The sequence below is a fragment of the Streptomyces sp. NPDC021100 genome (assembly GCF_044333095.1).
Lineage (GTDB): Bacteria > Actinomycetota > Actinomycetes > Streptomycetales > Streptomycetaceae > Streptomyces.
The window spans coordinates 42,749-67,459 of sequence record NZ_JBIRQH010000003.1; the positions used below are offsets into that span (position 1 = coordinate 42,749).

The window sequence follows — 24,711 nt, forward strand, 5'->3', positions numbered from 1 at the left end:
CGGCTTGTCCTCGGCACTACAACTACACCATCTGTCCAGCCACGTCGGCCAAACCGATGGAATTGCCCTCTCAGGTGTTCAACCTCGACGGAAGCCGATGGACCATGCCATAGCGGACAGTCACGCCACCGTGACGATCAGTCACAGCGGGATCAGGGGTCACCAGACCCGCCAAGGAGTGCAATACCGATCCATCCACCCTTACTCGGACGGAAGGAGTCCTTCCCGGACTCCTTGTCCTATTTTGCCACGAGGGTGGGTGATGGGCGCAAGACCTGACGTAAGTGCGTTAGATCACGGTTGCGGCAATTGGCCGGATCAGGACCTAGGTCCTGGAATCGCCAAACTCCCGCCCTCATTGCTCAGTTCGCGAACTGACGGTCCCGCACCGCGCGCCAACGCTCCGTCAGCCGCTCGTACGCCTCGCCCGCCCGGACGCCGTCCCCGGCCCGGAGCGCGGCCAGCCCCTCCGCCGTGTCCGCCGCGGAGCGGTCGTCGGCGAGCCGTGCCTCCGGCACCATATGCACCAGCCCGCCGTAGTCCAGCTCCACCAGGGACCGCGGATGGAACTCTTCCAGCCATCTGCCCACGTCCACCAGGCCGTCGATCAAGGGGCCCTCCTCGATGGCGTCCCGCAGCGTGCGCAGTCCGCGGGCCACCCGCCGCCGGGCCTCCACCATCGCCGTCCGGTAGCGGAGCACCAGCCCCTCCCGCACCGGGCCGCCCGGGCCGCCGGCCGTCTCCGACGCCTTGCCGTACTCGCGTTCCTCGTCGGAGAAGAGTACGAACCAGCGCAGCGGCACCTGCCAGGTGGCCGTCCTGATCCACGGCCGGGCGTCGGGGTTGCGCTCCAGCCAGCGGGCGTAGTCCGCTTCGGCCTGGCGCCGCACCACCGGCGGCAGGACGGCGTCGAGCACCGGCGCGGGGAACCGCTCGGCGAGCTCCTCCAGGGCCAGCCAGCCGCGCAGCCGGGTGCGCCAGGGGCAGACGCAGACGACGCCGTCCCGGACGGTCACGAAGGCGTCGCCGCTCTCGTGCACCGGCACCGCCACCGGCGGGGTGGGCAGCAAGTCGGCGAGCGAGCGGCGGAGTTCGTCCTGCGCGGTGGGGAGCGTCGCGCGCCGGGCGTACTCCTCCCAGTACCGGCGCTCGGCCCGCGGGAACGCGCTCAGCGGCTCGTAGACCCGCAGATAGGCCGCGTACGGGACGGTCACCGACGACGCCAGACCCACGCTCGCTCCCTCAAGCAGCAGGACACCTCGGGGGGCCGTGCGGACCTCCCCGTACGGAGCGAATCGTCCCACGGGACGGGGGCCCGGGAGAGTGATCCTCGGCACCGGACCCTTACGCGGGGCCGGCAGGCCCTACCCTCGTGCCAACCGGCCCTCCTCCACCCCCGGGAGGGCGAAGCGCGAGACATATGGAGTCACCACCGTGACTGACGTACGTCCCACCACCCCGGCCGAGTCCGAGAGCGTGCTGCACACCCTGTTCGGCTCCGAACTCGGCGGGCACGAGCAGGTCGTGCTCTGCCAGGACCGCGAGACCGGCCTCAAGGCCGTGATCGCCCTCCACTCCACCGCCCTGGGCCCGGCGCTCGGCGGTACCCGCTTCCACCCCTACGCCTCCGAGGAGGAGGCCGTCCGCGACGCCCTCAACCTCGCGCGCGGCATGTCGTACAAGAACGCGCTGGCGGGTCTGGAGCACGGCGGCGGGAAGGCCGTGATCATCGGCGACCCGGACACGATCAAGACCGAACAACTCCTGCTCGCCTACGGCCGTTTCGTGGCCTCCCTCGGCGGCCGCTATGTCACCGCGTGCGACGTCGGCACGTACGTGCGGGACATGGACGTCGTCGCCCGGGAGTGCCGCTGGACCACCGGCCGCTCCCCCGAGAACGGCGGCGCCGGCGACTCGTCCGTGCTCACCGCGTTCGGCGTCTTCCAGGGCATGCGGGCCGCGGCGCGCACCCAGTGGGGCGAGCCCACGCTGCGCGGCCGGCGGGTCGGCGTCGCCGGAGTCGGCAAGGTCGGGCGCTACCTGGTGCGGCATCTGGTCGAGGACGGCGCGGAGGTCGTCGTCACCGATGTCAAGCAGGCCGCCGTCGAGGCGATCATCGAGAAGTTCCCACAGGTCACGGCCGTTTCGGACGTGGACGTGCTCGTTCGTGACTCCAGAGCCCCGCTCGACGTCTACGCCCCCTGCGCCCTCGGCGGCGCCCTCGACGACGAGACGGTCGCGGCCCTCACGGCGACCGTCGTCTGCGGCGCGGCCAACAACCAGCTCGCCCACCCGGGGGTCGAGAAGGACCTCGCCGACCGCGGCATCCTCTACGCCCCCGACTACGTGGTGAACGCCGGCGGCGTCATCCAGGTCGCCGAGGAGCTCAAGGGCTTCGACTTCGACCGGGCGAAGGCCAAGGCGGCCAAGATCTACGACACCACGCTGGCCATATTCGAGCGGGCGGCGGCGGACGGCATCCCGCCCGCCGCGGCGGCCGACCGGCTCGCCGAGCAGCGGATGGCGGAGGCGCGCGGAAGCCGGACGGCCGGGGTGCCGCGCCAGGTACGGCAGTGACGGCCGGGACGCGAGGGAGATAGCCGGCGCCCGGCCCGTCCGCTCGGGTGGTCGGGGCCCGCACAGTGGTCCCGACAGAGCGGCCCGCCGGGGGCGGTGGGGGACGACAAGCGAGACATCGCTCACCACCCCTCGGCGGGTCGCCGGGCGGGACGGGTTAAAATCGCAGCTGACCAGCGGGGACGGGGCGCCCCTAAGGTTGTGCTCCGTGGCACGTCATGCGGGCGACGTACCGTATGGCCGCGGAAGCAGGTACCGTTGAAGTCCTACAGGCCGGATTCCTCTGCGGGAATCCGCTCTGACTCATGACAGTGAACGCGTGTCAAGACTCTGGGGCCGTCGAGCCCCGTAATTGAGGGGGTCGAGCCATGGGGCGCGGCCGGGCCAAGGCCAAGCAGACAAAGGTCGCCCGCCAGCTGAAGTACAACAGCGGTGGGACCGACCTCTCACGCCTGGCCAACGAGCTGGGCGCATCGCCGGTAAAGCAGCCGCCTAACGGTGAGCCGCTCGACGATGAGCTGGACGACGACCCGTACGCTCAGTACGCGGCGCGTTACAACGACGAGGACGACGAGGACGAGCAGCACTCGTCCGGTCAGTCCGCCTACCGTCGCCGCGCTTGACGCGATAACGCGATAGCTTTCTCCGACCCGGTCCGGGGCCCCGCCCCGGACCGGGTTCTGTGCTGCCCGGGCCCGGTCAGGCCGTGCGGCCACCGTCGGTACCGCCGTCGCCGTAGTCACCGGTCAGCACCGCGGCCTCGGCACGGTCGCCACGCCCGGTGATCTCGCCGGCGACCCAGGACTCGACGCCCCGGTCGGCCAGCGTGGTCAGGGCGGCGTCGACCGACTCCGCGGGTACGACGGCCATCATGCCGACGCCCATGTTGAGGGTCTTCTCCAGTTCCAGGCGCTCGACCCCGCCCACCTCCCCGACCAGGGTGAACACCGGGTCCGGCGTCCAGGTGGCGCGGTCGACCTCCGCGTGCAGGTGGTCCGGGATCACCCGGGCGAGGTTGTTGGCGAGCCCGCCGCCGGTGATGTGCGAGAAGGCGTGCACCTCGGTCGTCCGGGTGAGCGCCAGGCAGTCCAGCGAGTAGATCCGGGTCGGCTCCAGCAGCTCCTCGCCGAGGGTGCGGCCGAGCTCGGGGACCTCGCGGTCCAGCGACCAGCCGGCCCGGTCGAGGAGCACATGGCGTACCAGCGAGTACCCGTTCGAGTGAAGTCCGGAGGAGGCCATCGCGATGACGACGTCACCCTCGCGGACCCGCTCCGCGCCGAGCAGCCGGTCGGCCTCGACGACTCCGGTGCCGGCGCCGGCCACGTCGAACTCGTCCGCGCCGAGCAGCCCGGGGTGCTCGGCGGTCTCGCCGCCGACCAGCGCGCAGCCGGCGAGGGTGCAGCCCTCGGCGATGCCCTTGACGATCGCGGCGACCCGCTCGGGGTGGACCTTGCCGACGCAGATGTAGTCGGTCATGAACAGCGGCTCGGCACCGCAGACCACGAGGTCGTCGACGACCATGCCGACCAGGTCGTGGCCGATGGTGTCGTAGACGCCCATGCGGCGGGCGATGTCCACCTTGGTACCGACGCCGTCGGTGGCGGAGGCGAGGAGGGGGCGCTCGTAGCGCTTGAGGGCGCTGGCGTCGAAGAGGCCGGCGAAGCCGCCGAGGCCGCCGACGACCTCGGGACGGGTGGCCTTCTTCACCCATTCCTTCATGAGTTCGACGGCGCGGTCGCCCGCCTCGATGTCGACGCCCGCGCTTGCGTAGCTGGCACCAGTGGTCTCTGCAGAGGGCATTGCTCTCGAGATCTTTCGTGTCGTTCTTACGGGCGGCGCAGGGCGTCCGCGGCGTCGTGGCCGCCTGCGAGCTCGGTCTCCAGCAGGTGCTTGCCGAGCAGCTCGGGGTCGGGCAGGTCCATCGGATACTCGCCGTCGAAGCAGGCGCGGCAGAGGTTCGCCTTGGGGATGGCGGTCGCCTCGATCATGCCGTCGATGGAGATGTACGCCAGGGAGTCGGCGCCGAGGGACTTGCCGATCTCGTCGACCGTCATGCCGTTGGCGATCAGCTCGGCGCGGGTGGCGAAGTCGATGCCGAAGAAGCAGGGCCACTTGATCGGCGGGGACGAGATCCGGATGTGGACCTCGGCGGCGCCGGCCTCGCGGAGCATCCGGACGAGGGCGCGCTGGGTGTTCCCGCGGACGATGGAGTCGTCCACGACGACCAGGCGCTTGCCGCGGATGACCTCCTTCAGCGGGTTGAGCTTCAGCCGGATGCCGAGCTGGCGGATGGTCTGGCTGGGCTGGATGAAGGTCCGGCCGACGTAGCTGTTCTTGACCAGGCCCGCGCTGTAGGGGATCCCGCTGGCCTCGGCGTAGCCGACGGCGGCCGGGGTGCCGGACTCCGGGGTCGCTATCACCAGGTCGGCCTCGGCCGGGGCCTCGGCGGCGAGCCGGCGGCCCATCTCCACCCGGGAGAGGTAGACGTTGCGGCCCGCGATGTCGGTGTCGGGGCGCGCGAGGTAGACGTACTCGAAGACGCAGCCCTTGGGGCGGGCCTCGGCGAACCGGCTGGTCCGGACACCGTTCTCGTCGATGGCGACGAGCTCGCCCGGCTCGACCTCGCGGACGAAGGCCGCGCCGACGATGTCCAGGGCGGCGGTCTCGGAGGCGACCACCCAGCCACGCTCCAGCCGGCCGAGGACCAGCGGGCGGATGCCCTGCGGGTCGCGGGCGGCGTAGAGGGTGTGCTCGTCCATGAAGACGAGCGAGAAGGCGCCCTGGACGGCGGGGAGGACCTTGGCGGCCGACTCCTCGACGGTCAGCGGCTTGCCGTCGTCGTCGGTCTGGCCGGCGAGCAGGGCGGTGACCAGGTCCGTGTCGTTGGTCGCGGCGACCTGGGTGGCCCGGCCGCCGTCACGCGGCAGCGCGGCGACCATCTCGGCCAGCTCGGCCGTGTTGACCAGGTTGCCGTTGTGACCGAGAGCGATGGAGCCGTGCGCGGTCGCGCGGAAGGTCGGCTGGGCGTTCTCCCACACCGAGGCCCCGGTGGTGGAGTACCGGGCGTGGCCCACGGCGATATGGCCGCTCAGTGAGCCGAGGGAGGTCTCGTCGAAGACCTGGGAGACCAGGCCCATGTCCTTGAAGACCAGGATCTGGGAGCCGTTGCTCACCGCGATGCCCGCGGACTCCTGTCCACGGTGCTGCAGCGCATACAGCCCGAAATAGGTGAGTTTGGCGACCTCTTCACCCGGAGCCCAGACACCGAAGACGCCGCAAGCGTCCTGGGGGCCCTTCTCGCCGGGGAGCAGGTCGTGGTTGAGTCGTCCGTCACCACGAGGCACACCTCGAGTCTATGGCAGGGACGAGGTTCATCCGAACCGGGGACGACCGGGGATGGCTCACACCACGGACAGCAACGCCCCGTCACACGGCCCCGGATCGGGACACACGCGCGCTCAGCCGAACAAAGGGAGTTGTCCGGACAGATCGGCCCGTTCGCCGCTCGCGGTGACCAGCGCGTCCTCGACGGCGGCGGCCCAGTCGGCACGGCCGGAGGCCAGCCGGATCCAGGTCAGCGGGTCGGTCTCGACGACGTTCGGCGGGGTGCCGCGGGTGTGCCGGGGGCCCTCGACGCACTGGACGACGGCGAAGGGCGGAATCCTGACCTCCACCGAGCCGCCGGGCGCCGCGCCGGCCAGCGCGTCGGCGAGCATCCGGGTGACGGTGGCCAGGGCCTGCCGGTCGTGGGCGAAGGGCACGCCGGTGGCCGCGGCGAGGTCGTCGGCGTGGACGACGGCCTCCAGCAGGCGGGTGAGCGTGTAGTCCGCGACGGTCATGGGGCCGAGCACGGTGGCGAGCGGAGCGGCGGGGTCGGCGGCGGCGACGGCGGCGGAGAGCCGGCCGGCGGCCTCGTCCAACCGGGCCGCCGAGGCGGCCGGTTCGTCGCCCAGGGCGCGGGCGGCGGCCGGCGCGGCGGCGGCGACGGGCTCGGCCCCGGACCGCATGGCGGCCAGGTAACCCCGCAGGTCCACGCGGGGTTCGGCGGGGCCGGGCGCGGGCTGGGCGAGCCGGACGGGCAGGGACTCCAGGGCGAGGGCGAGGTGCGCGATCAGATCGCGGACGGTCCAGTCGCCCAGCCGGGTGGGCGCCGCCAGCGACGCGGTGGCGCCGGGGCCCGCGCAGAGGCCGGCCACCGCCCGGCGCAGGGCGGTCAACTGGCCGTCCAGGGCGGCCCGGACCTTGGCGGGGTCGTAGGTGCGGGGCTTCGGCTTGCGCTGCGCGGCGGTCATGGGGCGAGCGTAACCAGGGGGGCCTCGGCGACGTTCTCAGCCCGCCGTGTCCGGCCGTACCGCTCCGTAGTCGCCGAGGCCGAACTCCAGCGAGTCGAAGGCCCGTTCCGCCAGCGCCCTGGCGTCGTCGGCGAAGGAGGCGGCGGGCTCCCCGGCCAGCAGGCGGCGGTGGTTGAGGGCCACGAGGGAGTAGCGGAGGCCGATGAGCTGCCCGGCGACGATGTGGGCCGTCTCGTGGTCGCCCGGGGCGGCGCTCGCCGCCAGTTCCTCGGCGAGCAGCCGCTCGCTGCGGTGGGCGATCTCCCGCGCGCGGGCGAGCAGGACGGGGGTCTCGATGATCAGACGGCGCATCCGCAGGACGAACGGTTCGTCGCTCATCCCGACCGCCGGTTCGAACGCGTCGACGGCGGCGAGGAACTGCCGGCGGACCGCGTGGACCACGGACTCGCCGGGCGCGCGCTCGCGGACCGCGCGGGCGACGTCGTCGACGTGGTCCTCCAGGGCGCCGACGAGGATGTCCTCTTTGCTGCCGCAGTAGTTGAAGACCGTCATCTTCGAGACCTCCGCGGCGGCGGCGATCTCAGCCACGGAGACCTTGTCGTAGCCGCGCTCCTCGAAGAGGTCGACGGCGACCCGCATCAGCTTGCGGCGGGTCTGGAGCTTCTTGCGTTCCCGCAGTCCCGGCTGCTCTTGCGTCATAGCAGGACTGTACCAGGATGAAATTTAGGCCGGGAAAAAGAATTGACCGGATACATGTTCATGGTCCAGGCTGTGCCGCATGACCGCACCCATGACCGCCGCCCGGCGGCGCGTCGGCTTCGGCGTCTGCCTCGTGACGATGCTGCTGGCCGTGCTCGACCAGAACATCGTCTCGGCCGTCACCGTCCCCATCGCCCGGGACCTCGACCCCGTCCACGGCATCGACCGCATCCCGTGGCTCATCACCGCGTTCGCCCTCGCCGCCACCGCCGCCCTGCCGCTCTACGGCAAGCTCTGCGACACCCTCGGAGCCAAGCGGGTCTTCCTGGGCGCGGTCGCGGTCTTCCTCGTCGGCTCGGCGCTGTGCGGCGCGGCCGGCTCGATGGAGTGGCTCATCGCCTTCCGGGCCCTCCAGGGCATCGGCGGCGGCGGGCTGATGAGCGTCACCATGGTCGTCATCGCCCAGCTGAAGGACCCCGCGAAGAAGGGCGCCGGCAAGGGCTCCGCCGTCGGCGGCCTCGTCGCCGGGGCCGGCATGGCACTCGGCCCGCTGCTCGGCGCGTACCTCGCCGACCACGCGGACTGGCGCTGGATCTTCTACGTCAATCTGCCCGTCGGAATCGCCGTGCTGGCCGTCTCCGCGGTGGTCCTGGACCTCCCCGCGCCCGGCGCCCGGCACCGCGTCGACTACCTCGGGGCCGCGCTGGCCGCCGCCTTCTCCACCGCGCTGCTGCTGGTCACCGAGTGGGGCGGCCGGGAGTACGCCTGGGCTTCACCGGTCGTGCTCGGGCTGATCGGCGCGGCGGCGGTGCTGCTGGCGCTGTTCCTGTGGCGGCAGGCCACGGCGGCCGAACCGGTGCTGCCGCTCGGGCTGTTCCGGGTGCGGACGGTGCGGCTGGCGTTCGCGGTGCAGGCCCTGTCCGGGGTGGCGATGATGGGCTCAATCGTTTACGTGATGCTGTATCTGCAGGTCGCCCGGGGGGTCGAGCCGACCGCGGCCAGTCTCTTCATGCTGCCCCTGGCTTTCGGCCTGACCGCCGTCGGCCTGCTGACCGCCCGGCTGGACCGGTCGCCGCGTACGACGGTGATCTCCGGGGCGGTGTGCGCCGGTGTCGCCATGGGGCTGCTGGCGCTGTCCGGCACGGGTACGGACCTGTGGGCCGTGCGCGGTGAGATGCTGCTGCTGGGCGTCGGGTTCGGGCAGCTCCTCGGTCAGCTGATCGTGATGGTGCAGCAGGCGGTGCCGCTTCGGCAGCTTGGTGTGGCGACTACCGGGATTCGCTTCTTCCAGACGCTCGGCGGTGCGCTGGGCACCGCCTTCTTCGGGACGGTCCTGGCGCGGGTGTACGCGGCCGAGGGGCCGGGTGGGGCCACGAGCGGGATCGCGGGCCTGCGCGGGGGCGAACGCGCCGACGCTGTCGCGGCGTTCACGTCCGGAGTGGATGTGGTGTTCCTGTGCGCGGCGGGGGCGATAGTGCTCGCGTTGTTGCTGGCGTTGCGGTTGCCGAAGGGTGCGGGCGTCGCGGAGGCGAGCCCCGGTCCCACCCCTTCGCCGATTCCCGAGGCCGCGCCCCAGACCCCCTGAAAGCGGCTTCGCCGCTTGTCCTCAAACGCCGGACGGGCTGACTTCAGCCCGTCCGGCGTTTGAGGGCGCTGCGCGCAGCGCGGCTCGGGGGTCCGGGGGCGGAGCCCCCGGTTTCGGGAAGGGGCGGGGCTGGGGACTCCTACCCGAACAGCCCCGGCAGCGTCGCCTCGTGCGCCTCGCGCAGCTCCGCCAGCGGCAGCTCGAAGTGGCCCTGGACCTCCAGGGACTCGCCGTCGACGACGCCGACGCGCGTCGCCGGCAGGCCCCGCGCCCCGCACATGTCCGTGAAGCGGAGCTCCTCGCTGCGCGGCACGGAGACGACCGCCCGTCCCGCCGACTCCGAGAAGAGGAAGGTGAACGCGTCGAGGCCGTCCGGGACGACCAGGCGCGCGCCCTTCCCGCCGCGCAGGCAGGACTCCACGACCGCCTGGACGAGGCCGCCGTCCGACAGGTCGTGCGCCGCGTCCACCATCCCGTCGCGGGATGCCGAGATCAGGATCTCGGCGAGGAGCTTCTCCCGGGCCAGGTCCACGGCCGGCGGCAGGCCGCCGAGGTGGTCGTGGATCACCTGGGACCAGGCGGAGCCGCCCAGTTCGTCCTTGGTGTCGCCCAGGAGGTAGAGGAGCTGGCCCTCCTCGGCGAAGGCCATCGGCGTGCGGCGGGCGACGTCGTCGATGACGCCCAGCACGGCGACCACCGGGGTCGGGTGGATGGCCGTCTCGCCGGTCTGGTTGTAGAGGGAGACGTTGCCGCCGGTGACCGGCGTGCCGAGCTCCAGGCAGCCGTCCGCGAGGCCGCGCGTGGCCTCGGCGAACTGCCACATGACGCCCGGGTCCTCCGGGGAGCCGAAGTTGAGGCAGTTGGAGATCGCCAGCGGGCGGGCGCCGGTGGCGGCCACGTTGCGGTACGACTCGGCCAGCGCCAGCTGCGCGCCCGCGTACGGGTCGAGCTTGGCGTAGCGGCCGTTGCCGTCTGTGGCGACGGCGACGCCGAGGCCGGTCTCCTCGTCGATCCGGACCATGCCGGAGTCCTCGGGCTGCGCCAGCACCGTGTTGCCCTGGACGAAGCGGTCGTACTGGCCGGTGATCCAGGACTTGGACGCCTGGTTCGGGGACGCGACGACCTTGAGGACCTGCGCGCGCAGCTCCTCGGCCGTCTCCGGCCGGGGCAGCTTGGCCGCGTCGTCGGCCTGGAGGGCGTCCTGCCACTCGGGGCGCGCGTACGGGCGCTCGTAGACCGGGCCCTCGTGGGCGACGGTGCGCGGCGGGACGTCGACGATCTGCTCGCCGTGCCAGAAGATCTCCAGCCGCTCGCCGTCGGTGACCTCACCGATGACGGTGGCGATGACGTCCCACTTCTCGCAGATCTCCAGGAAGCGGTCGATCTTGCCGGGCTCGACGATCGCGCACATGCGCTCCTGGGACTCGCTCATGAGGATCTCCTCGGGCGAGAGCGTCGCGTCGCGCAGCGGCACGGTGTCCAGCTCGACGCGCATGCCACCGGAACCGGCGCTGGCCAGCTCGCTGGTGGCGCAGGAGAGGCCGGCGCCGCCGAGGTCCTGGATGCCCTCGACGAGGTCCTCGCGGAAGAGCTCCAGGGTGCACTCGATGAGGAGCTTCTCCTGGAAGGGGTCGCCGACCTGGACGGCGGGGCGATTGGCCGACGCCCCTTCGGGACTGTCAGCGTCGAAGGTCTCCGACGCGAGGACGGAGACGCCGCCGATGCCGTCGCCGCCGGTGCGGGCGCCGTAGAGGACGACCTTGTTGCCGGTGCCGGACGCCTTGGCGAGGTGGATGTCCTCGTGCTTCATCACGCCCACGCAGAGCGCGTTGACCAGCGGGTTGCCCTGGTAGCAGGGGTCGAAGACGACCTCGCCGCCGATGTTGGGCAGGCCCAGGCAGTTGCCGTAGCCGCCGATGCCCGCGACGACGCCCGGCAGGACGCGCTTGGTGTCGGGGTGGTCGGCGGCGCCGAAGCGCAGCGGGTCCATCACGGCGACCGGGCGGGCGCCCATGGCGAGGATGTCGCGGACGATGCCGCCGATGCCGGTGGCCGCGCCCTGGTAGGGCTCGATGTACGAGGGGTGGTTGTGCGACTCCACCTTGAAGGTGACCGCGTAGCCCTGGCCCACGTCGACGACGCCGGCGTTCTCGCCGATGCCGACGAGGAGGGCGTCGTTCTCGGGCGCCTTCTCGCCGAACTGGCGGAGGTGCACCTTGCTGCTCTTGTACGAGCAGTGCTCGGACCACATCACGGAGTACATGGCGAGCTCGGCGCCGGTGGGCCGGCGGCCGAGGATGGCGCGGATGCGCTCGTACTCGTCCTGCTTGAGACCGAGTTCGGACCAGGGCTGCTCGACGTCGGGGGTCTCGTTGGCGTGCTTGACGGTGTCGAGAGTCATCAGGCGTTGACCAGCTTCTTGAGGATCGACGTGAAGAAACCGAGGCCGTCGGTGCGGCCCGTGCCGATCAGCGGCTCGACCGCGTGCTCGGGGTGCGGCATCAGGCCGACGACGTTGCCGGCGGCGTTGGTGATGCCGGCGATGTCGCGGAGCGAGCCGTTGGGGTTGCCGTCCAGGTAGCGGAAGACCACCCGGCCCTCGGCCTCAAGCTCGTCCAGGGTCCGCTCGTCGGCCACGTAGCGGCCGTCGATGTTCTTGAGCGGGACGGAGATCTCCTGGCCCACCGCGTAGTCGGCCGTCCAGGCGGTGTCCGCGTTCTCGACGCGGAGCTTCTGGTCACGGCAGATGAAGTGCAGGTGGTTGTTGCGGAGCATCGCGCCGGGCAGCAGGTGGGTCTCGGTGAGGACCTGGAAGCCGTTGCAGATGCCGAGGACGGGCAGGCCGCCCTTCGCCTGCTCGATGACGGTCTCCATCACCGGCGAGAAGCGGGAGATGGCGCCGGCCCGCAGGTAGTCGCCGTAGGAGAAACCGCCGGGCAGGACGACCGCGTCGACCTGGTGGAGGTCCTTGTCGCGGTGCCAGAGGGCTACGGGCTCCAGGCCTGCGATGCGGACGGCGCGCTGGGTGTCGCGGTCGTCGAGGGTGCCGGGGAAGGTGACGACCCCTACGCGTGCCGTCACGAGCCGGCCTGCTCGACTCGAACGGTGAAGTCCTCGATCACGGTGTTGGCGAGAAACGTTTCCGCCATCTCGTGGATCCGGGCGAGGGCGGCGTCGTCGACCGGGCCCTCCACCTCGAGTTCAAAGCGCTTGCCCTGACGGACGTCGGCGATCCCCTCGAAGCCCAGGCGTGGCAGCGCGCGCTGCACCGCCTGCCCCTGCGGGTCGAGGATCTCCGGCTTGAGCATGACGTCGACTACGACGCGTGCCACTGGCACTCCCGGTGGTGTGGTGCGTGAGCTGAAGCGGTGAGGCCAGCGTACCGCCCTCGAAAATCTACGCGGGTAGATATCACGGGCGCTCCGAGCGCTTTACCGCACCCTCTCCCCCGGGTCCCGTCGAAAAAATCCGGGAAAAACCCCGGAAGACCACACGGTTCCCATTGCACCCGGGCGGGCGGACGGAATTAACTGGGCCCCGTCAGGCAATACCCTTTGCGGAACCTCGGAAAAGGCATTGCCCGAGAACCACCTAAACCCATGCATCGCCGCAGGTCAGCGCGGCGGTACAGGCTGAAAGGACCCATTCCGTGGCGCAGCGTGTGGTAGTGACGCTCTTTGATGACATCGACGGGGGCGAGGCCGCGGAGACCGTCACCTTCGGCATCGACGGCAAGTCGTACGAGATCGACCTCAGCACCGCCAATGCGAAGAAACTCCGGCACGCGCTGGAGCCTTACCTGGACGCCGGCCGGAAGCGCTCCCGTTCCGGGAAGGCGTACCGCCGCACCTCCGTCGAGCCGGACCCGGCGGCCGTCCGGGCCTGGGCCCGCTCGCACGGCATGGACGTGCCGCCGCGGGGCCGGATCCCGAAGAAGGTCTACGAGGCGTTCGAGGCCGCGAACTGACGAGCGGGGGAGCTTGGCGGCCCGGGGTGGCGCGGCCGGCGCCGCCCCCTGCCGGGCATCCCCCGCAGGGGTGAGCCGCGCCCCCGCCCCCGGGCCGGGCGCCCGGATCCGGCCACCCCTCAGATTCCGGCCCCCGCACCGGATTTGCATTCCCCCCCGCATGATCCGCTAGAGTCTGGAACACGCCGAGGGGCGAGACCGAAAGGCCGAACCCCACGAGACGCGCGGGTGTAGCTCAGTAGTAGAGCGCCCCCTTTCCAAGGGGGAGGCGCAGTGTGCGATCCCTGTCACCCGCTCTCGCCGTTCATCGGTCCGCTTCGGTGGTCCGATGGGTGGACGCGCGGGTGTAGCTCAGTAGTAGAGCGCCCTCTTTCCAAGAGGGAGGCGCAGTGTGCGATTCCTGTCACCCGCTCCAGCCGTTCACCGGCCCACGTTCGTGGTCCGGAGGATGGTCTCGCGGGTGTAGCTCAGTAGTAGAGCGCCCCCTTTCCAAGGGGGAGGCGCAGTGTGCGATCCCTGTCACCCGCTCTCATCGCTCGTCCCGACCACTCCGGTGGATCAGGTAGAGTGGTGTTCGCACCGCCCGGTGAAGCCGGTCGGGAGCATGCGGACGTAGCTCAGTTGGTAGAGCGCAACCTTGCCAAGGTTGAGGTCGCGAGTTCGAGCCTCGTCGTCCGCTCCAGAGAAAGACCCCGGTCCCCGTGGCCGGGGTTTTTTCATGCCCGACGACAGGGGGTCGATCATGGGGGCCGCGGGGGCCAGGGGCGTCACAGGGGTACGGACGCGCGTCGGCGGCTGGCGGGGGCGCAGCAGGATCGCCCAGGTCGACAGCTACATGCGCTGGACGCTGTATCTGCTGCCGGGCCTCTTCCCGCTCACCCCCACCCTCGCCCTCTTCGGTGGCTCCGGCGGCTTCCGGACCGGTGACCTCGTCCTCCTGTTCTTCGGCTGGGCGCAGTGCGGTGCGGGCGCGGTCCTGTTCCGGCGGGCGCTGGAGCACTACCGGATGCGGCACCCCGCGCCCTGGCGGTGGATCGCCCTCTCCGGCGCACTCCTCTTCCTCTCCGTGGTGCAGCTGGTCGCCCTGGTGCGGGCGGACGGGCCGGAGCACCTCACGTCGCGGCCGATGGTGCTGATGGGCGGGGCGCTGGTCTTCTTCGGCGCGCTCAGCCTGGTGGCGCCCCGGGTGCGGACGTACCTGTGGTGGTGCCTGCTGGGCGGCATCGCGGCGGCCGTCGCCATCCTGCCCTTCGGCGGGCGGGCCGCCGGCGCGGCGATCACCATGGTGATGGTCTGGCTCGCCGCCCTGTGGTCACTGGCCACCGTGCGCACCACGGGCTGGATGCTGGCGGTGATGTGGGAGGCGGAGAACGCCCGGACCGTCCAGGCGCGGCTGGCCGTCGCGGAGGAACGGCTGCGCTTCGGCCGGGACATGCACGACGTCCTCGGCCGCAACCTCACGGTGATCGCCCTCAAGAGCGAGCTCGCGGCCGAGCTGGCCCACCGCGGCTCACCGGCCGCGCTGGAGCAGATGGCCGAGGTGCAGCGCATCGCGCGGGACGCGCAGCGTGACATGCGCGAGCTGGTGCGCGGCTACCGGCAGGCGGACCTGCACACGGAACTCGTCGGCGCGCGCGGCGTGCTGGGCGCGGCGGGGATCGCCTGCCGCATCGAGGACGCCTCGGGGGACGCGCTGCCGGACGCGGTGCAGTCCGTCCTGGCGTGGGTGGTGCGCGAGGGCACGACGAACGTGCTGCGGCACGCGGAGGCGCGGCGCTGCGCGGTACGGCTGCGGGTCGGCGGGGCCTCGGCGGTGCTGGTGATGGAGAACGACGGGGCCTCGGGCGACCGGTGCGACTCGGGTGGTTCCGGGCTGGCGGGGCTGCGGGAGCGGGTGACGGCGCTCGGCGGCACGTTGGAGGCCGGGCACCGGGGTCGGGGGATGTTCCGGCTGACGGTGGAGGTGCCGCTGGCGGCGGTGGAGGTGCCGCCGGTGGTGGAGGAGGGGTCCGCGGAGGACGTCGTGGGAGCGGACGTTGCGGGTGCGGGCGTCGCGCGAGCGGGCGTCGCGACAGGGGCCGGCGCCCCGGCGGCCGGTGTCCCTGTGACCGTCGACGGCGGGCCGGACGCGTCGGTCGTCGGGAGATCCGGCGGAGAAGGGCCGCCGGAGCCCGCCGCCCTCACCCGGGACCGAGGAGGGAACTCGTGATCACCCTGCTGCTCGCCGACGACGAACACCTCATCCGGGGCGCGCTCGCCGCCCTGCTGGGTCTGGAGGACGATCTCCGGGTGGTGGCGGAGGCCGCCTCGGGGACGGAGGCGATCGCCATGGCGCGGGCGCACCGGCCCGACGTGGCGGTGCTGGATCTCCAGATGCCGGGGGCGGACGGTGTGACGGTGGCCACAACCCTGCGGGCCGAAGTCCCCGGCTGCCGCAGCATGATCGTGACGGGGCACGGCCGGCCCGGGCATCTGAAGCGGGCGCTGGAGGCGGGGGTCCGGGGGTTCGTCCCGAAGACCGTCTCGGCCCGGCGGCTCGCCGAGATCATCCGTACCGTGCACGCGGGAAGCCGTTATGTCGACCCGGAGTTGGCGGCCGACGCGATCAGCGCCGGTGATTCGCCGCTGACCGCGCGGGAGGCCGAGCTGCTGGAGCTGGCGGAGGACGGGGCCCCGATCGCGGAGATCGCGGAGCGGGCCCGGCTGACGCCGGGGACGGTCCGGAACTACCTCTCCGCGGCCGCGGCGAAGCTGGGTGCCGAGAACCGGCACGCGGCGGCGCGCATCGCACGGTCTCAGGGTTGGCTATAGTGGTACCCGCACCGCACGGAAACGCGCGGGGCGTGCGGACGTAGCTCAGTTGGTAGAGCGCAACCTTGCCAAGGTTGAGGTCGCGAGTTCGAGCCTCGTCGTCCGCTCAGAGTGAAGGCCCCGGTCCTGGTGACCGGGGCCTTCGTCGTGTGTCCGCGGTTCACTCCACGGCCGGGAAGCGCAGGCGGAAGAGGGCGCCCGGGCCGCTCTCCGGCCGTTCCGCCGCGAGTTCCGCGCCGTGGGCGCGGGCGATCTGCCGGGCCATGGCCAGGCCGAGCCCGGAGCCGGGCAAGGCGCGGGCCTGCCGGGAGCGGTAGAAGCGGTCGAAGACGTACGGCCGGTCCTCGTCGGAGATGCCCGGCCCGTGGTCGCGGACGGTGAGGTCGACCGCGTCCGGACGCCGGTCCAGACGGACCTCGACGGTGGCGCCGGGCGGGCTGAACTTGGCGGCGTTGTCCAGCAGGTTGGACAGCAGCCGGGCGAGCCGGGCGGGGACGCCCGGCACGGTGACGTCCGTCACGTTCCCGGTGCGCAGGGTGAAGGGCGTGGCCGGCCAGTGACCGCGCGCGGCGGTCACACAGCTCTCCGTGAGCAGGTCGAGCCGCACCCGCTCGACGAGTTGGCGCGGTTCCTCGTCGCGGGCCAGCTCGATCAGGTCGTTGACGAGGCCGGTCACCTCGCGGAGCTGGCGGCCCAGGGCGCCGGCCGCGCGGTCGCGCTGGGCGGGGGTGAGCCGTTCGGCGCGGGCGAGGAGTTCGGCGTTGGTGCGGAGGGCGGTGAGCGGGGTGCGCAGCTCGTGCGAGGCGTCGGCGACGAGGCGGCGCTGGGCGGCGACCGCGTCCTCCAGCTCGGCCAGCATGGTGTTGAAGCTGGTGGCGAGCCGGGTGATCTCGTCCCGCGAGTCCTGGGGCCGCGCCTCGTCCGGCGGCAGGGCGATCCGGTGGGCCGGGTCGCGGGTGGCGGCGATGCGTTCGGCGGTGGCGGTGAGCCGGGTCACCGGGCGCAGGGCGGTCCGCGACGCGGCGTAGCCGAGGCCGGCCGCCAGCAGCACCCCTCCCCCGCCGACCGCGCCGAGCAGCAGTCCGGCCTGTTCGACGCCCTTGTCGACGGTGTCCGAGCGGACCGCCACCTGCAGGGCGCGGCCGTGACCGAGCGGGGTGGTGAGCATCCGCAGCGAGCGGCCTTCGCGGACAATGTCGCTGTAGTGGGCGCCGAGTGTGCCCGCGGCGATGCGGCGGGTGGCGCCCGTGACGGGCAGCACCAGGTCGCGCTGGCCGGGCGCGGCCGGGTCGGCGGGGACGACCTGGGCGCAGGCGGGCGCGGCCAGCCAGGCGCACTCGGCGTAGAGCACGCCGGTGCCGCTGGTGCGCGCCTGTTGGGCGAGGGTGCCGGACTGCTGCTTGAGCTGGAGGTCGAGCTGGTTCCTGATCTCGTAGCGGATCACCACGTACGCGGCGGCCAGCACGCCCAGCGCGACGAGGGCCACGGCGGCGGAGGTGACGACGGCCAGGCGGGTGCGCAGCGGGCGGCGGCGGAACACTCTGGCGATCACTGGTCGGCCAGCCGGTAGCCGATGCCGTGCACGGTGTGCAGCAGGCGGGGCGCGCCGGCCGCCTCCAGTTTGCGGCGCAGGTAACCGATGTAGACGGAGAGGGAGTTGGACTCGGGGCCGAAGTCGGCGCCCCAGACGTGCTGCTGGATGGTGTCGCGGGGCAGCACCTGGCCGGGGTGGCGGAGGAACAGTTCCAGCAGGGTGAACTCGGTGCGGGTGAACTCCAGGGGCGTTCCGCCGCGCTCGCCGGTGCGGGTGGCGGGGTCGACGGTGAGGTCGGCGTACCCGAGCCGGCCGGGCGCGTCCCCGGGCCCGTCGGCCGCGCCGGACGGGCCGGGGGCGGCACGGCGCAGCAGGGCGCGCAGCCGGGCCAGCAGCTCGTCGAGGGCGAACGGTTTGACGAGGTAGTCGTCCGCTCCGGCGTCCAGGCCCGCGACCCGGTCGGAGACGGCGTCGCGGGCGGTGAGGACGAGGATGGGCGTGCGGTCGCCGAGTTCGCGCAGCCGGCGGCAGACGGCGAGGCCGTCGAGGACGGGCATGGCGAGGTCGAGGACGATCGCGGCGGGCGGGGCGGCGGCCACGGCGGACAGGGCCGCGAGCCCGTCGGCGGCGTCGCGGACGTCGTAGCCCTCGACGGCGAGGCCGTCGACGACGGCGGCGCGGACGTCGGGGTCGTCGTCGACGACGAGCACGGTGGGGCCCGGGGGACTGACGGGAGGGACAGGAGCGGCCATGGTGTCCCACTGTGGCAGAGGGAGTCTGAGAGACCTCTTAGGACTCTGCTGTAGTGACCGGTCCGGGCGGGCCCGGATGAGCCCGCCCGCGTCCTTCGGCCCGTCAGCCCGTCACGTCCAGCGGGTGAGCGTCAGCCGCTCGTACGCCTCCACGTAGCGGGAGCGCGTCTGCTCGACGACGTCCTCCGGCAGCGGGGGCGGCGGCAGTTGGCCGTGCCGGTCCCAGCCGGCGGCGGGCGAGGTCAGCCAGTCGCGGATGTACTGCTTGTCGAACGACGGCTGCGGGCGGCCCGGCTGCCACTGGTCCGCAGGCCAGAAGCGGGAGGAGTCCGGGGTCAGGACCTCGTCGGCGAGGATCAGCTCGCCGTCCTCGGCCCGGCCGAACTCGAACTTGGTGTCCGCCAGGACGATGCCGCGGTCGCGGGCGATGGCGCGGGCGCGGGCGTAGACGGCGAGGGTGATCTGGCGGAGTTCGGCGGCCGTCTCGGCGCCGACGCGCCGGGCCACCTCCTCGTAGGCCACGTTCTCGTCGTGCTCGCCGACCTCCGCCTTGGTGGCGGGGGTGAAGATCGGCGAGGGGAGTTCGGCGCCGTCGGTCAGGCCCTCGGGGAGGGCGAGGCCGCAGACGGTGCGGGTCTCCTCGTACTCGCGCAGCCCGGAGCCGGCGAGGTGGCCGCGGGCCACGCACTCGACGGGGAGCATGTCGAGGGAGCGGCAGACGAGGGTCCGGCCGGCCCAGTCGGCGGGGGCGCCGGGCGGCAGCTCGGTGGAGAGGACGTGGTGCGGGACGAGGTCGGTGAGGCGGTCGAACCACCAGAGGGAGAGCTGGGTGAGGATGCGGCCCTTGTCGGGGATCTCGGTGGGCAGCACCCAGTCGTAGGCGGACATGCGGTCGCTGGCGACCATCACCAGCCGGCCCTCCGCGTCGCGGTAGAGGTCGCGCACCTTGCCGGTGTGCAGATGCACAAGGCCCGGCACCTCTACGGGTTCGGGCTTCTCGACGAATCCGGACACGCGTCCTCCTGGTGGTTTGTCCAAACGCCTCGATTCTGCCGTATACGCCTGCCCGGCCGGAGCGGGGGTCAGGCCCGTTTGCAGATGTGGTCCAGGAGGTTGGCGGTGGCGCGCTGGACGCGTGGGTCCGCATGGCCGGGACGGTCCAGGGCCGGGGCCCAGCCGGAGGTGCCGGAGGCGAAGACCAGAGCGCCGCCGGGCGCCCGATACAGGGAGGTCTCCTGGTGGCGGCGGGCCCCGTCGGCGTCGCGGTACGGGGAGTGGGCCAGCAGGATGCGTTCGGTGTGCGGGGGGAGGGCGGTGCGCGGGTGGTAGCGGTCGGCGTCGCCCGCGACCAGGCCGGGCAGCTCGTCGCCCTCGGCGGCGCCCGTGCACTCCCACAGCCAGTGGTCGGTGTTGCGGACGACGAGGGGGGCGGGGCGGGGGACGCGGCCGGCGTGCTGGATGCCGAGCAGCTGCTGCTCGGGGGCGGTGTCGCGCCAGGGCGCGGCCCGGCTCCCGGAGCGCTGCCTGCGGCAGGTCAGCAGCCGGTCGGGGCCGGCCGGCGAGGGCGCGGTCACGACCTGCCGGGCCAGGGCGCCGGCACCGAGGAAGACGAGCGAGGTGCCGGCGTCGCGGGCGGCCTCGACGGCGCGGCGGAGCGGGGCGGTCCAGTACCGGTCCGGGCCGGGGAAGACCAGGCCGCGGTAGCGGGTGGGGTCGACGCGGCCGGCGTGCAGGTCGGTGGCGTGGGCGTAGCCGAGGTCGTAGCCGTAGCGCTCGGCCCAGCGGATGACGTCGTAGACGGGCCCGGCGTCGGGCGGCAGGCCGGTGCCCGCGTACGGGCGGTCGGCGCTGACCGTGACGGCCGCGTCCGCCTCCCCGAGCAGCCGCCCGCGCTCGTCCCAGGCGTGCCGCAGCCCGGCACCGGTGCGGCCGTCCTCGGGGTAGACGTTGTGCGCCTGCCAGGTGAGGTCGGGGAGGACGAGCAGCAGGTCGGCGGCCATGCCGTCGCGGACGGTGAACGGGACGTGCGCCCGCTCCCCGTCCGCCGTGGCGAGGACGGCGACGTACGCGCCCGGCGGCCAGTGCGGCGGCACGTCCAGCCGCCAGGACAGCCACCAGTGGTGGCAGGCCACGGCTCGCCCCGCCACCAGCGGCGGCGGCTGGGTCAGCCCGTCCAGCGGCGGGCTGACGGCCATCCGCGCGGCGCCGTGGCCCGCGTAGTGGCCGACCCGGTACACCTCGACGGTGAACGGGCGCGGCGGCTCCACGGAGACCCGGAACGCCACGGACTCGCCGGGGGCGACGGCGGCGTCGGAGGTGAAGCCGCGGATGGGGCGGTGGACGTCGTCGGCGGCGGTGTACCAGGGCCGGGGGCCCGCCGTCGTGGAGCCGGCCAGCCAGGCGAGCGGGGGCTCGGGGAAGGGATCGGCCGCGGCGCGGGCCATCGCGGCGGACTCCCAGGCGCGGCGGCCGACGCGGCCCGCGTCGGCCGGGCGGGGCGCGGCGGGCTCCCGGGCGTCCGGGACTCGGGCGTCCGGCTCCCGGGCGTCCGGGACCGGACCGGAGTCGGCCACTGCGGTCCGACCGGGCACGGCTGATTCCCGGGCGTCAGCGGCCCGGTCAACAAGGCCCCGGTCGGCAGGGCCCCGGTCGGCAGGGCCCCGGTCGGCAGGGCCCCGGTCGGCAGGGCCGCGCCGCGGCGACGGCCCCGGGTCCTTCCGGCCCGCCCCACCCCGGCCTGGCAGCTCCCGATTCCCCTGGTCGCTCCGGCCGCCTTGGCCACGCCGGCGCGGGACGGCGCGGTCGGCACGCGCCCCGGCCGTCTCGGACGGAAACGCCGAGGGCCTCCGGGTCCCCCTGTCCGCCCCGCCCGGCGGGACGCGGCCCGCACCGGCCCGGCTGCCGTCCGGCGCCGGGGACTCCGCGGCCTCCGGGACCGGCCCGGAGTCGGCCGGGTGGGGCGGGAGTGGTTCCCGGGCTGTTCGGCCGGGGGTGGTGTCAGGGGCTCGGTTCCAGGGGCGCCTGCGGGACCCGTCGGCCTCCCGGGCGGCGCGGCCCCGGTGGTCTTCCCGGTCGTCCGGGCCGTTCGCGCCCCCCTCGTCCACGCCGTCCCCCTCGCGTCCTCAGCCCAGCCGTACGGGTTTTTCCGGGCGGACCCCGACCTCGCCCAGCCAGGCGCGCAGGGGTTCGCCGTCGCCGTCCTCGACCAGGGAGAGGACGGTGCGGGCCAGGTCGGCGCGGCGGGTGCCGCCGACGAGGAGGGCGGGGCCGTCGAGCCAGTCCAGGCCGGGGGTGGCGCCCGCGGTGTCGACGGCGGCGCAGCAGATCATCGCCGTCACGTGGTCGGTGAGCAGCTCGCGACCGCTGCGCGGGGGCTGGAGCGGGAACAGCGGGGCGAGGCCGTCCAGGCCCGGTTCACAGGTGGCCGGCGGGGTCTCGGGGCCGGCACCGGCCTCCCGGGCGAGCTCGGCGCTGAGCCGGTGGCCCAGCCGCTCCCCCACGCCCGGGCCCGCCGGGCCGGTGAGGCGGTCGAGGACGCGGTCCACGGTGGGCGGGACGGGTGGGGCGGGCGGGACGGGGGTGGCGGGCCCTTCCTGGGCGGGTGACAGGGCGGGCGCGGTGCCGGGGGCCGTGACGTCGTCGAGGACGTCCTCCAGGACGCGGTGCAGCCGGGCGGCCTCCACCCGCCATTTGCGGTCCACGACCTCCTCCGGGTACTGGCTCCAGCTCACCGGGGACCAGTCGGGGCCCGGCTCCGGGGGCCCGCCGTGGAACAGCCGGGCGGCCAGCAGGGAGGCGGCCTCGTCGATGACGCCCGGCTCCTCCAGGAGGTCGCAGGCGGGCCGCTCGCCCAGGCGGGAGGCGAAGCCCTCCGCGAGCCGGTCCCGGCGGGACAGCTCGGTGAGCGCCGAGACGACGCCCGCGTCCAGCCGTGACGGCCAGCGGCCCATCCGCCAGGCGGGCAGCGCGACCCGGTTGAGCAGCCGGTCCCAGCCCGCATAGGCCAGGCCGACCTGCTCCTGGGCGACGACCCGCAGCCCGTAGTCGACGGTCTGGGCGCGCTCGGACGCCGCCGCCGCGACGCCGCGTTCCATCTCGGCGGCGTGCTCGCGGCAGGAGCGCAGCAGGAGGCGGGCCGCCCAGCCCACGAAGGCCAGCAGCGGGCGGCCCGCGGCGACCGCGACGGCCGCGTCGAGGCCGCGCACGAAGCGGCGGGCGGCCGCTATGTCCGGATGGGCGGCCGGGCCCGTGCCCGCCACCACCGGGGCCAGCAGGGCGCGCAGCTCGGCGACGCGCATCCACCACAGGAACGGCGAGCCGATCACCAGGACCGGCGCGGCGGCCGTCCGGCGGCGGGGCAGCGCGCCGGTGCGTCCGGCTCCGGGGACGGCGGCCCGGTGCGCCGGGTGGGTGCGGTCCTCCAGCCAGCTGTCGCAGTCCGGGGTGAGCGCTATGGCCGAGGGGGCCGGGACGTCCATCCGGTCCGCGAGGTCGCGCACCAGGCGGTAGAGGTCCGGGGCGGTCTCCTCGGGGATCGGCACGGTGGGGCTGAGCGCGGGCCGGGCCCGGGCCACCACGGCGGCGACGACGCCGGCGACGGCCAGCGCGGCGAGGGCCGCGACGACGACGGCGGGACGGGCCGCGTCCCCGACGCTGCCGTCCGGGATCCGGCCCATGAGCGTGCCGGCCAGCAGCACCACCGCGGCTGCCGCGGGCAGCAGGGCGACGGCGAGCGCGGTGCTGCGGACGCGCAGGACCGCCAGGGCCCTGAGGCGCGCGGTGTGCGCGCCGGCTTCCGTACCTGCCACGAGACCGATCACCCCCAGTCGCCTGTAGTGCTCCGTCCGCCAGTTACCACCCCCCACTGTGGCACCGGCCTCTGACATCGCAATGCCGGTGGGCCAGTTGCCGGACGTTCGGCGGTCGGCCTGCGCGGCACCCTAGTGGGGCGTGGGGCGTTCGTCAGCCGGTTGGCGGATCGGTCACTCGATGGAATGGCTTTGCCCAAGGGTTCGGGCGTGGGGTGGGGCGCCTGCGGCGGGCTGGTGCCCCGGTCCCTCCCCTTCGCCGTTTCCTGGGGCTGCGCCCCAGACCCCCTCTTTTCGCGGCTTCGCCGCTCGTCCTCAAGCGCCGGACGGGCTGAAATATCAGCCCGTCCGGCGATTGAGGACAACCGCGCGGAGCGCGGTTTCGGGGTGCGGGGGCTGGCCCCCGCAAGAAACGGTGAAGGGGCGGGCCGGGGGCCTACTCCTTGCCCGCCGCGATGTCCGTCCGGTACTGCGCCCCGCGCATCCGCACCCGCGCCACCGCCTCGTAAGCCCGCTCCCGCGCCGCGGGAATCCCGGCCCCCGTGGCCGTCACGGACAGCACCCGCCCCCCGGCGCTGACCACGGCGCCCGAAGCGTCGCGCGACGTCCCCGCGTGCAGGACGTACGCGCCGTCCACGGCGTCCGCCTCGTCCAGGCCCTCGATGGCGTCGCCCGTACGCGGCGTCCCCGGGTAGTTGTGCGACGCGACGACGACGGTGACGGCCGCGTCATCGGCCCATCGCAGGGCCGGGAACGAGGCGAGCGTGCCGGTCGCGGCAGCGTGCAGCAGCCCCGACAGCGGCGTCTTCAACCGCGCGAGCACGACCTGCGTCTCCGGGTCCCCGAAGCGCGCGTTGAACTCGATCACCCGCACCCCGCGCGAGGTGATCGCCAGCCCCGCGTAGAGCAGGCCGGAGAACGGCGTGCCGCGCCGCCGCAGCTCGTCGACGGTCGGCTGGAGGACGGTCCGCAGGACCTCGTCCACCAGGCCGGGGTCGGCCCAGGGCAGCGGGGAGTAGGCGCCCATGCCGCCGGTGTTCGGCCCCTGGTCGCCGTCGAGGGCGCGCTTGAAGTCCTGCGCGGGCTGGAGCGGGACGACCGTCTCGCCGTCGGTGACGGCGAACAGCGACACCTCCGGCCCGTCCAGGAACTCCTCGATGACGACCTGGTCGCAGGCGAGCGCGTGGGCGCGGGCCACGTCGACGTCGGGGGTGACGACGACGCCCTTGCCGGCCGCGAGGCCGTCGTCCTTGACGACGTAGGGGGCACCGAACGCGTCGAGCGCGGTGTCGATCTCGGCGGGGGTGGTGCAGACGTAGCTGCGGGCGGTGGGCACGTTCGCCGAGGCCATGACGGACTTGGCGAACGCCTTGGAGCCCTCCAGCCGCGCCGCCTCGGCGGACGGCCCGAAGGCGGGGATGCCGCGCGCGCGGACGGCGTCGGCGACCCCGGCGACCAGCGGGGCCTCCGGGCCGACGACGACGAGGTCGGCTTCGAGGGAGGCGGCCAGTTCCGCCACCGCCGCGCCGTCGAGGGCGTCGACCGGGTGCACCTGAGCGGTCTCGGCGATGCCGGCGTTGCCGGGAGCGCAGTGCAGGGCGGTGACGTCGGGGTCGAGGGACAGGGAGCGGCACAGGGCGTGTTCGCGGGCGCCGCCGCCGATGACGAGGACCTTCACGGGTGTCA

Annotated in this window: 20 protein-coding genes and 5 tRNA genes; 11 read left to right on the plus strand and 14 right to left on the minus strand. The window is 73.6% G+C overall.

What is annotated here, in order from left to right; all coding sequences use genetic code 11:
* Positions 1-362: 362 nt before the first annotated feature.
* Positions 363-1,232 carry a hypothetical protein gene (locus ACH4PU_RS06695; protein ID WP_185944398.1) on the minus strand — a complete coding sequence of 290 codons (870 nt, stop codon included), beginning with the start codon at positions 1,230-1,232 and terminating at the stop codon, positions 363-365.
* A gap of 202 nt (positions 1,233-1,434) precedes the next feature.
* Between ACH4PU_RS06695 and ACH4PU_RS06700 the strand changes: the two genes are divergently transcribed.
* Together ACH4PU_RS06700 and ACH4PU_RS06705 are read left to right on the plus strand one after the other, a co-directional pair.
* Positions 1,435-2,577: a Leu/Phe/Val dehydrogenase gene (locus ACH4PU_RS06700; protein WP_398267096.1), complete on the plus strand. Its 1,143-nt coding sequence runs from the start codon at positions 1,435-1,437 to the stop codon at positions 2,575-2,577.
* Positions 2,578-2,945: 368 nt separating this feature from the next.
* Complete coding sequence (locus tag ACH4PU_RS06705) at positions 2,946-3,200, plus strand: DUF3073 domain-containing protein (RefSeq protein WP_004947845.1); 255 nt, start codon at positions 2,946-2,948, stop codon at positions 3,198-3,200.
* Between the two features lie 76 nt (positions 3,201-3,276).
* Here the strand turns inward: ACH4PU_RS06705 and purM are convergent, their stop codons facing one another.
* The 4 genes from purM to ACH4PU_RS06725 form a co-directional block, all read right to left on the minus strand.
* Positions 3,277-4,377, minus strand: a complete 1,101-nt coding sequence (gene purM, locus ACH4PU_RS06710) for a phosphoribosylformylglycinamidine cyclo-ligase (RefSeq protein WP_398267100.1) — start codon at positions 4,375-4,377, stop codon at positions 3,277-3,279.
* 26 nt (positions 4,378-4,403) lie between these two features.
* Positions 4,404-5,921, minus strand: a complete 1,518-nt coding sequence (purF, locus tag ACH4PU_RS06715; RefSeq protein ID WP_185944395.1) for an amidophosphoribosyltransferase — start codon at positions 5,919-5,921, stop codon at positions 4,404-4,406.
* 114 nt (positions 5,922-6,035) lie between these two features.
* Positions 6,036-6,869, minus strand: a complete 834-nt coding sequence (locus ACH4PU_RS06720) for a sterol carrier family protein (protein WP_398267104.1) — start codon at positions 6,867-6,869, stop codon at positions 6,036-6,038.
* A gap of 36 nt (positions 6,870-6,905) precedes the next feature.
* A complete protein-coding gene (locus ACH4PU_RS06725; protein ID WP_398267107.1) occupies positions 6,906-7,568 on the minus strand; it encodes a TetR/AcrR family transcriptional regulator in 663 nt (220 codons plus the stop codon).
* A gap of 79 nt (positions 7,569-7,647) precedes the next feature.
* On the opposite strand from ACH4PU_RS06725, the gene ACH4PU_RS06730 reads away from it, so the two are divergent.
* Positions 7,648-9,153, plus strand: a complete 1,506-nt coding sequence (locus ACH4PU_RS06730; RefSeq protein ID WP_398267110.1) for an MFS transporter — start codon at positions 7,648-7,650, stop codon at positions 9,151-9,153.
* A 139-nt stretch (positions 9,154-9,292) separates the two neighbouring features.
* On the opposite strand, the gene purL is transcribed toward ACH4PU_RS06730, so the two are convergent.
* The 3 genes from purL to purS are packed head-to-tail and all read right to left on the minus strand — an operon-like array spanning position 9,293 to position 12,485.
* Positions 9,293-11,554 (minus strand): phosphoribosylformylglycinamidine synthase subunit PurL, encoded by a 2,262-nt coding sequence (gene purL / locus ACH4PU_RS06735; protein ID WP_398267113.1) that lies wholly within the window; start codon positions 11,552-11,554, stop codon positions 9,293-9,295.
* Positions 11,554-12,234, minus strand: a complete 681-nt coding sequence (gene purQ / locus ACH4PU_RS06740) for a phosphoribosylformylglycinamidine synthase subunit PurQ (RefSeq protein ID WP_398267116.1) — start codon at positions 12,232-12,234, stop codon at positions 11,554-11,556. The genes purL and purQ overlap by 1 nt, the downstream gene beginning before the upstream one ends.
* Positions 12,231-12,485 carry a phosphoribosylformylglycinamidine synthase subunit PurS gene (purS, locus tag ACH4PU_RS06745; protein WP_004947817.1) on the minus strand — a complete coding sequence of 85 codons (255 nt, stop codon included), beginning with the start codon at positions 12,483-12,485 and terminating at the stop codon, positions 12,231-12,233. Before purS ends, purQ begins: the two co-directional genes overlap by 4 nt.
* 317 nt (positions 12,486-12,802) lie before the next feature.
* On the opposite strand from purS, the gene ACH4PU_RS06750 reads away from it, so the two are divergent.
* The 8 genes from ACH4PU_RS06750 (at position 12,803) to ACH4PU_RS06785 (ending at position 16,038) form a co-directional block, all read left to right on the plus strand.
* On the plus strand, positions 12,803-13,120 hold the full coding sequence (locus tag ACH4PU_RS06750) for an Lsr2 family protein (protein ID WP_185944390.1): 318 nt from the start codon (positions 12,803-12,805) through the stop codon (positions 13,118-13,120).
* 224 nt (positions 13,121-13,344) lie between these two features.
* Positions 13,345-13,416: transfer RNA gene (locus ACH4PU_RS06755), tRNA-Gly, on the plus strand.
* 44 nt (positions 13,417-13,460) lie between these two features.
* Positions 13,461-13,535, plus strand: a tRNA-Gly gene (locus tag ACH4PU_RS06760).
* 41 nt (positions 13,536-13,576) lie between these two features.
* Positions 13,577-13,648: transfer RNA gene (locus ACH4PU_RS06765), tRNA-Gly, on the plus strand.
* A 78-nt stretch (positions 13,649-13,726) separates the two neighbouring features.
* A tRNA-Gly gene (locus tag ACH4PU_RS06770) sits at positions 13,727-13,802 on the plus strand.
* Between the two features lie 36 nt (positions 13,803-13,838).
* Positions 13,839-15,329, plus strand: a complete 1,491-nt coding sequence (locus ACH4PU_RS06775; protein WP_398267121.1) for a sensor histidine kinase — start codon at positions 13,839-13,841, stop codon at positions 15,327-15,329.
* The gene (locus ACH4PU_RS06780; RefSeq protein ID WP_398267124.1) at positions 15,326-15,931 is read left to right on the plus strand and encodes a DNA-binding response regulator; all 606 of its coding nucleotides are present in this window, start codon (positions 15,326-15,328) and stop codon (positions 15,929-15,931) included. Before ACH4PU_RS06775 ends, ACH4PU_RS06780 begins: the two co-directional genes overlap by 4 nt.
* A gap of 34 nt (positions 15,932-15,965) precedes the next feature.
* A tRNA-Gly gene (locus ACH4PU_RS06785) sits at positions 15,966-16,038 on the plus strand.
* A gap of 53 nt (positions 16,039-16,091) precedes the next feature.
* Here the strand turns inward: ACH4PU_RS06785 and ACH4PU_RS06790 are convergent.
* The 6 genes from ACH4PU_RS06790 to purD all read right to left on the minus strand — a co-directional run bounded on the left by ACH4PU_RS06790 (position 16,092) and on the right by purD (position 24,703).
* On the minus strand, positions 16,092-17,483 hold the full coding sequence (locus ACH4PU_RS06790; protein WP_398267127.1) for an ATP-binding protein: 1,392 nt from the start codon (positions 17,481-17,483) through the stop codon (positions 16,092-16,094).
* A complete protein-coding gene (locus ACH4PU_RS06795; protein ID WP_398267130.1) occupies positions 17,480-18,217 on the minus strand; it encodes a response regulator transcription factor in 738 nt (245 codons plus the stop codon). The genes ACH4PU_RS06790 and ACH4PU_RS06795 overlap by 4 nt, the downstream gene beginning before the upstream one ends.
* A gap of 111 nt (positions 18,218-18,328) precedes the next feature.
* Complete coding sequence (locus ACH4PU_RS06800; protein ID WP_398267133.1) at positions 18,329-19,231, minus strand: phosphoribosylaminoimidazolesuccinocarboxamide synthase; 903 nt, start codon at positions 19,229-19,231, stop codon at positions 18,329-18,331.
* Positions 19,232-19,299: 68 nt separating this feature from the next.
* Positions 19,300-20,661, minus strand: coding sequence for a N,N-dimethylformamidase beta subunit family domain-containing protein (locus tag ACH4PU_RS06805; RefSeq protein ID WP_398268455.1), 1,362 nt, complete (start codon positions 20,659-20,661; stop codon positions 19,300-19,302).
* A 678-nt stretch (positions 20,662-21,339) separates the two neighbouring features.
* Complete coding sequence (locus ACH4PU_RS06810; RefSeq protein ID WP_398268458.1) at positions 21,340-23,034, minus strand: hypothetical protein; 1,695 nt, start codon at positions 23,032-23,034, stop codon at positions 21,340-21,342.
* Between the two features lie 427 nt (positions 23,035-23,461).
* A complete protein-coding gene (purD, locus tag ACH4PU_RS06815) occupies positions 23,462-24,703 on the minus strand; it encodes a phosphoribosylamine--glycine ligase (protein ID WP_398268461.1) in 1,242 nt (413 codons plus the stop codon).
* Positions 24,704-24,711: the final 8 nt, after the last annotated feature.

Bases quoted from the DNA above. Each gene is read 5' to 3' on its own strand.
- ACH4PU_RS06705 (WP_004947845.1), top strand. From the start codon at position 2,946: ATGGGGCGCGGCCGGGCCAAGGCCAAGCAGACAAAGGTCGCCCGCCAG.
- purM (WP_398267100.1), bottom strand. From the start codon at position 4,377: ATGCCCTCTGCAGAGACCACTGGTGCCAGCTACGCAAGCGCGGGCGTC.
- ACH4PU_RS06720 (WP_398267104.1), bottom strand. From the start codon at position 6,869: ATGACCGCCGCGCAGCGCAAGCCGAAGCCCCGCACCTACGACCCCGCC.
- ACH4PU_RS06725 (WP_398267107.1), bottom strand. From the start codon at position 7,568: ATGACGCAAGAGCAGCCGGGACTGCGGGAACGCAAGAAGCTCCAGACC.
- ACH4PU_RS06730 (WP_398267110.1), top strand. From the start codon at position 7,648: ATGACCGCACCCATGACCGCCGCCCGGCGGCGCGTCGGCTTCGGCGTC.
- purL (WP_398267113.1), bottom strand. From the start codon at position 11,554: ATGACTCTCGACACCGTCAAGCACGCCAACGAGACCCCCGACGTCGAG.
- ACH4PU_RS06775 (WP_398267121.1), top strand. From the start codon at position 13,839: ATGCCCGACGACAGGGGGTCGATCATGGGGGCCGCGGGGGCCAGGGGC.
- ACH4PU_RS06795 (WP_398267130.1), bottom strand. From the start codon at position 18,217: ATGGCCGCTCCTGTCCCTCCCGTCAGTCCCCCGGGCCCCACCGTGCTC.
- ACH4PU_RS06805 (WP_398268455.1), bottom strand. From the start codon at position 20,661: ATGGCCCGCGCCGCGGCCGATCCCTTCCCCGAGCCCCCGCTCGCCTGG.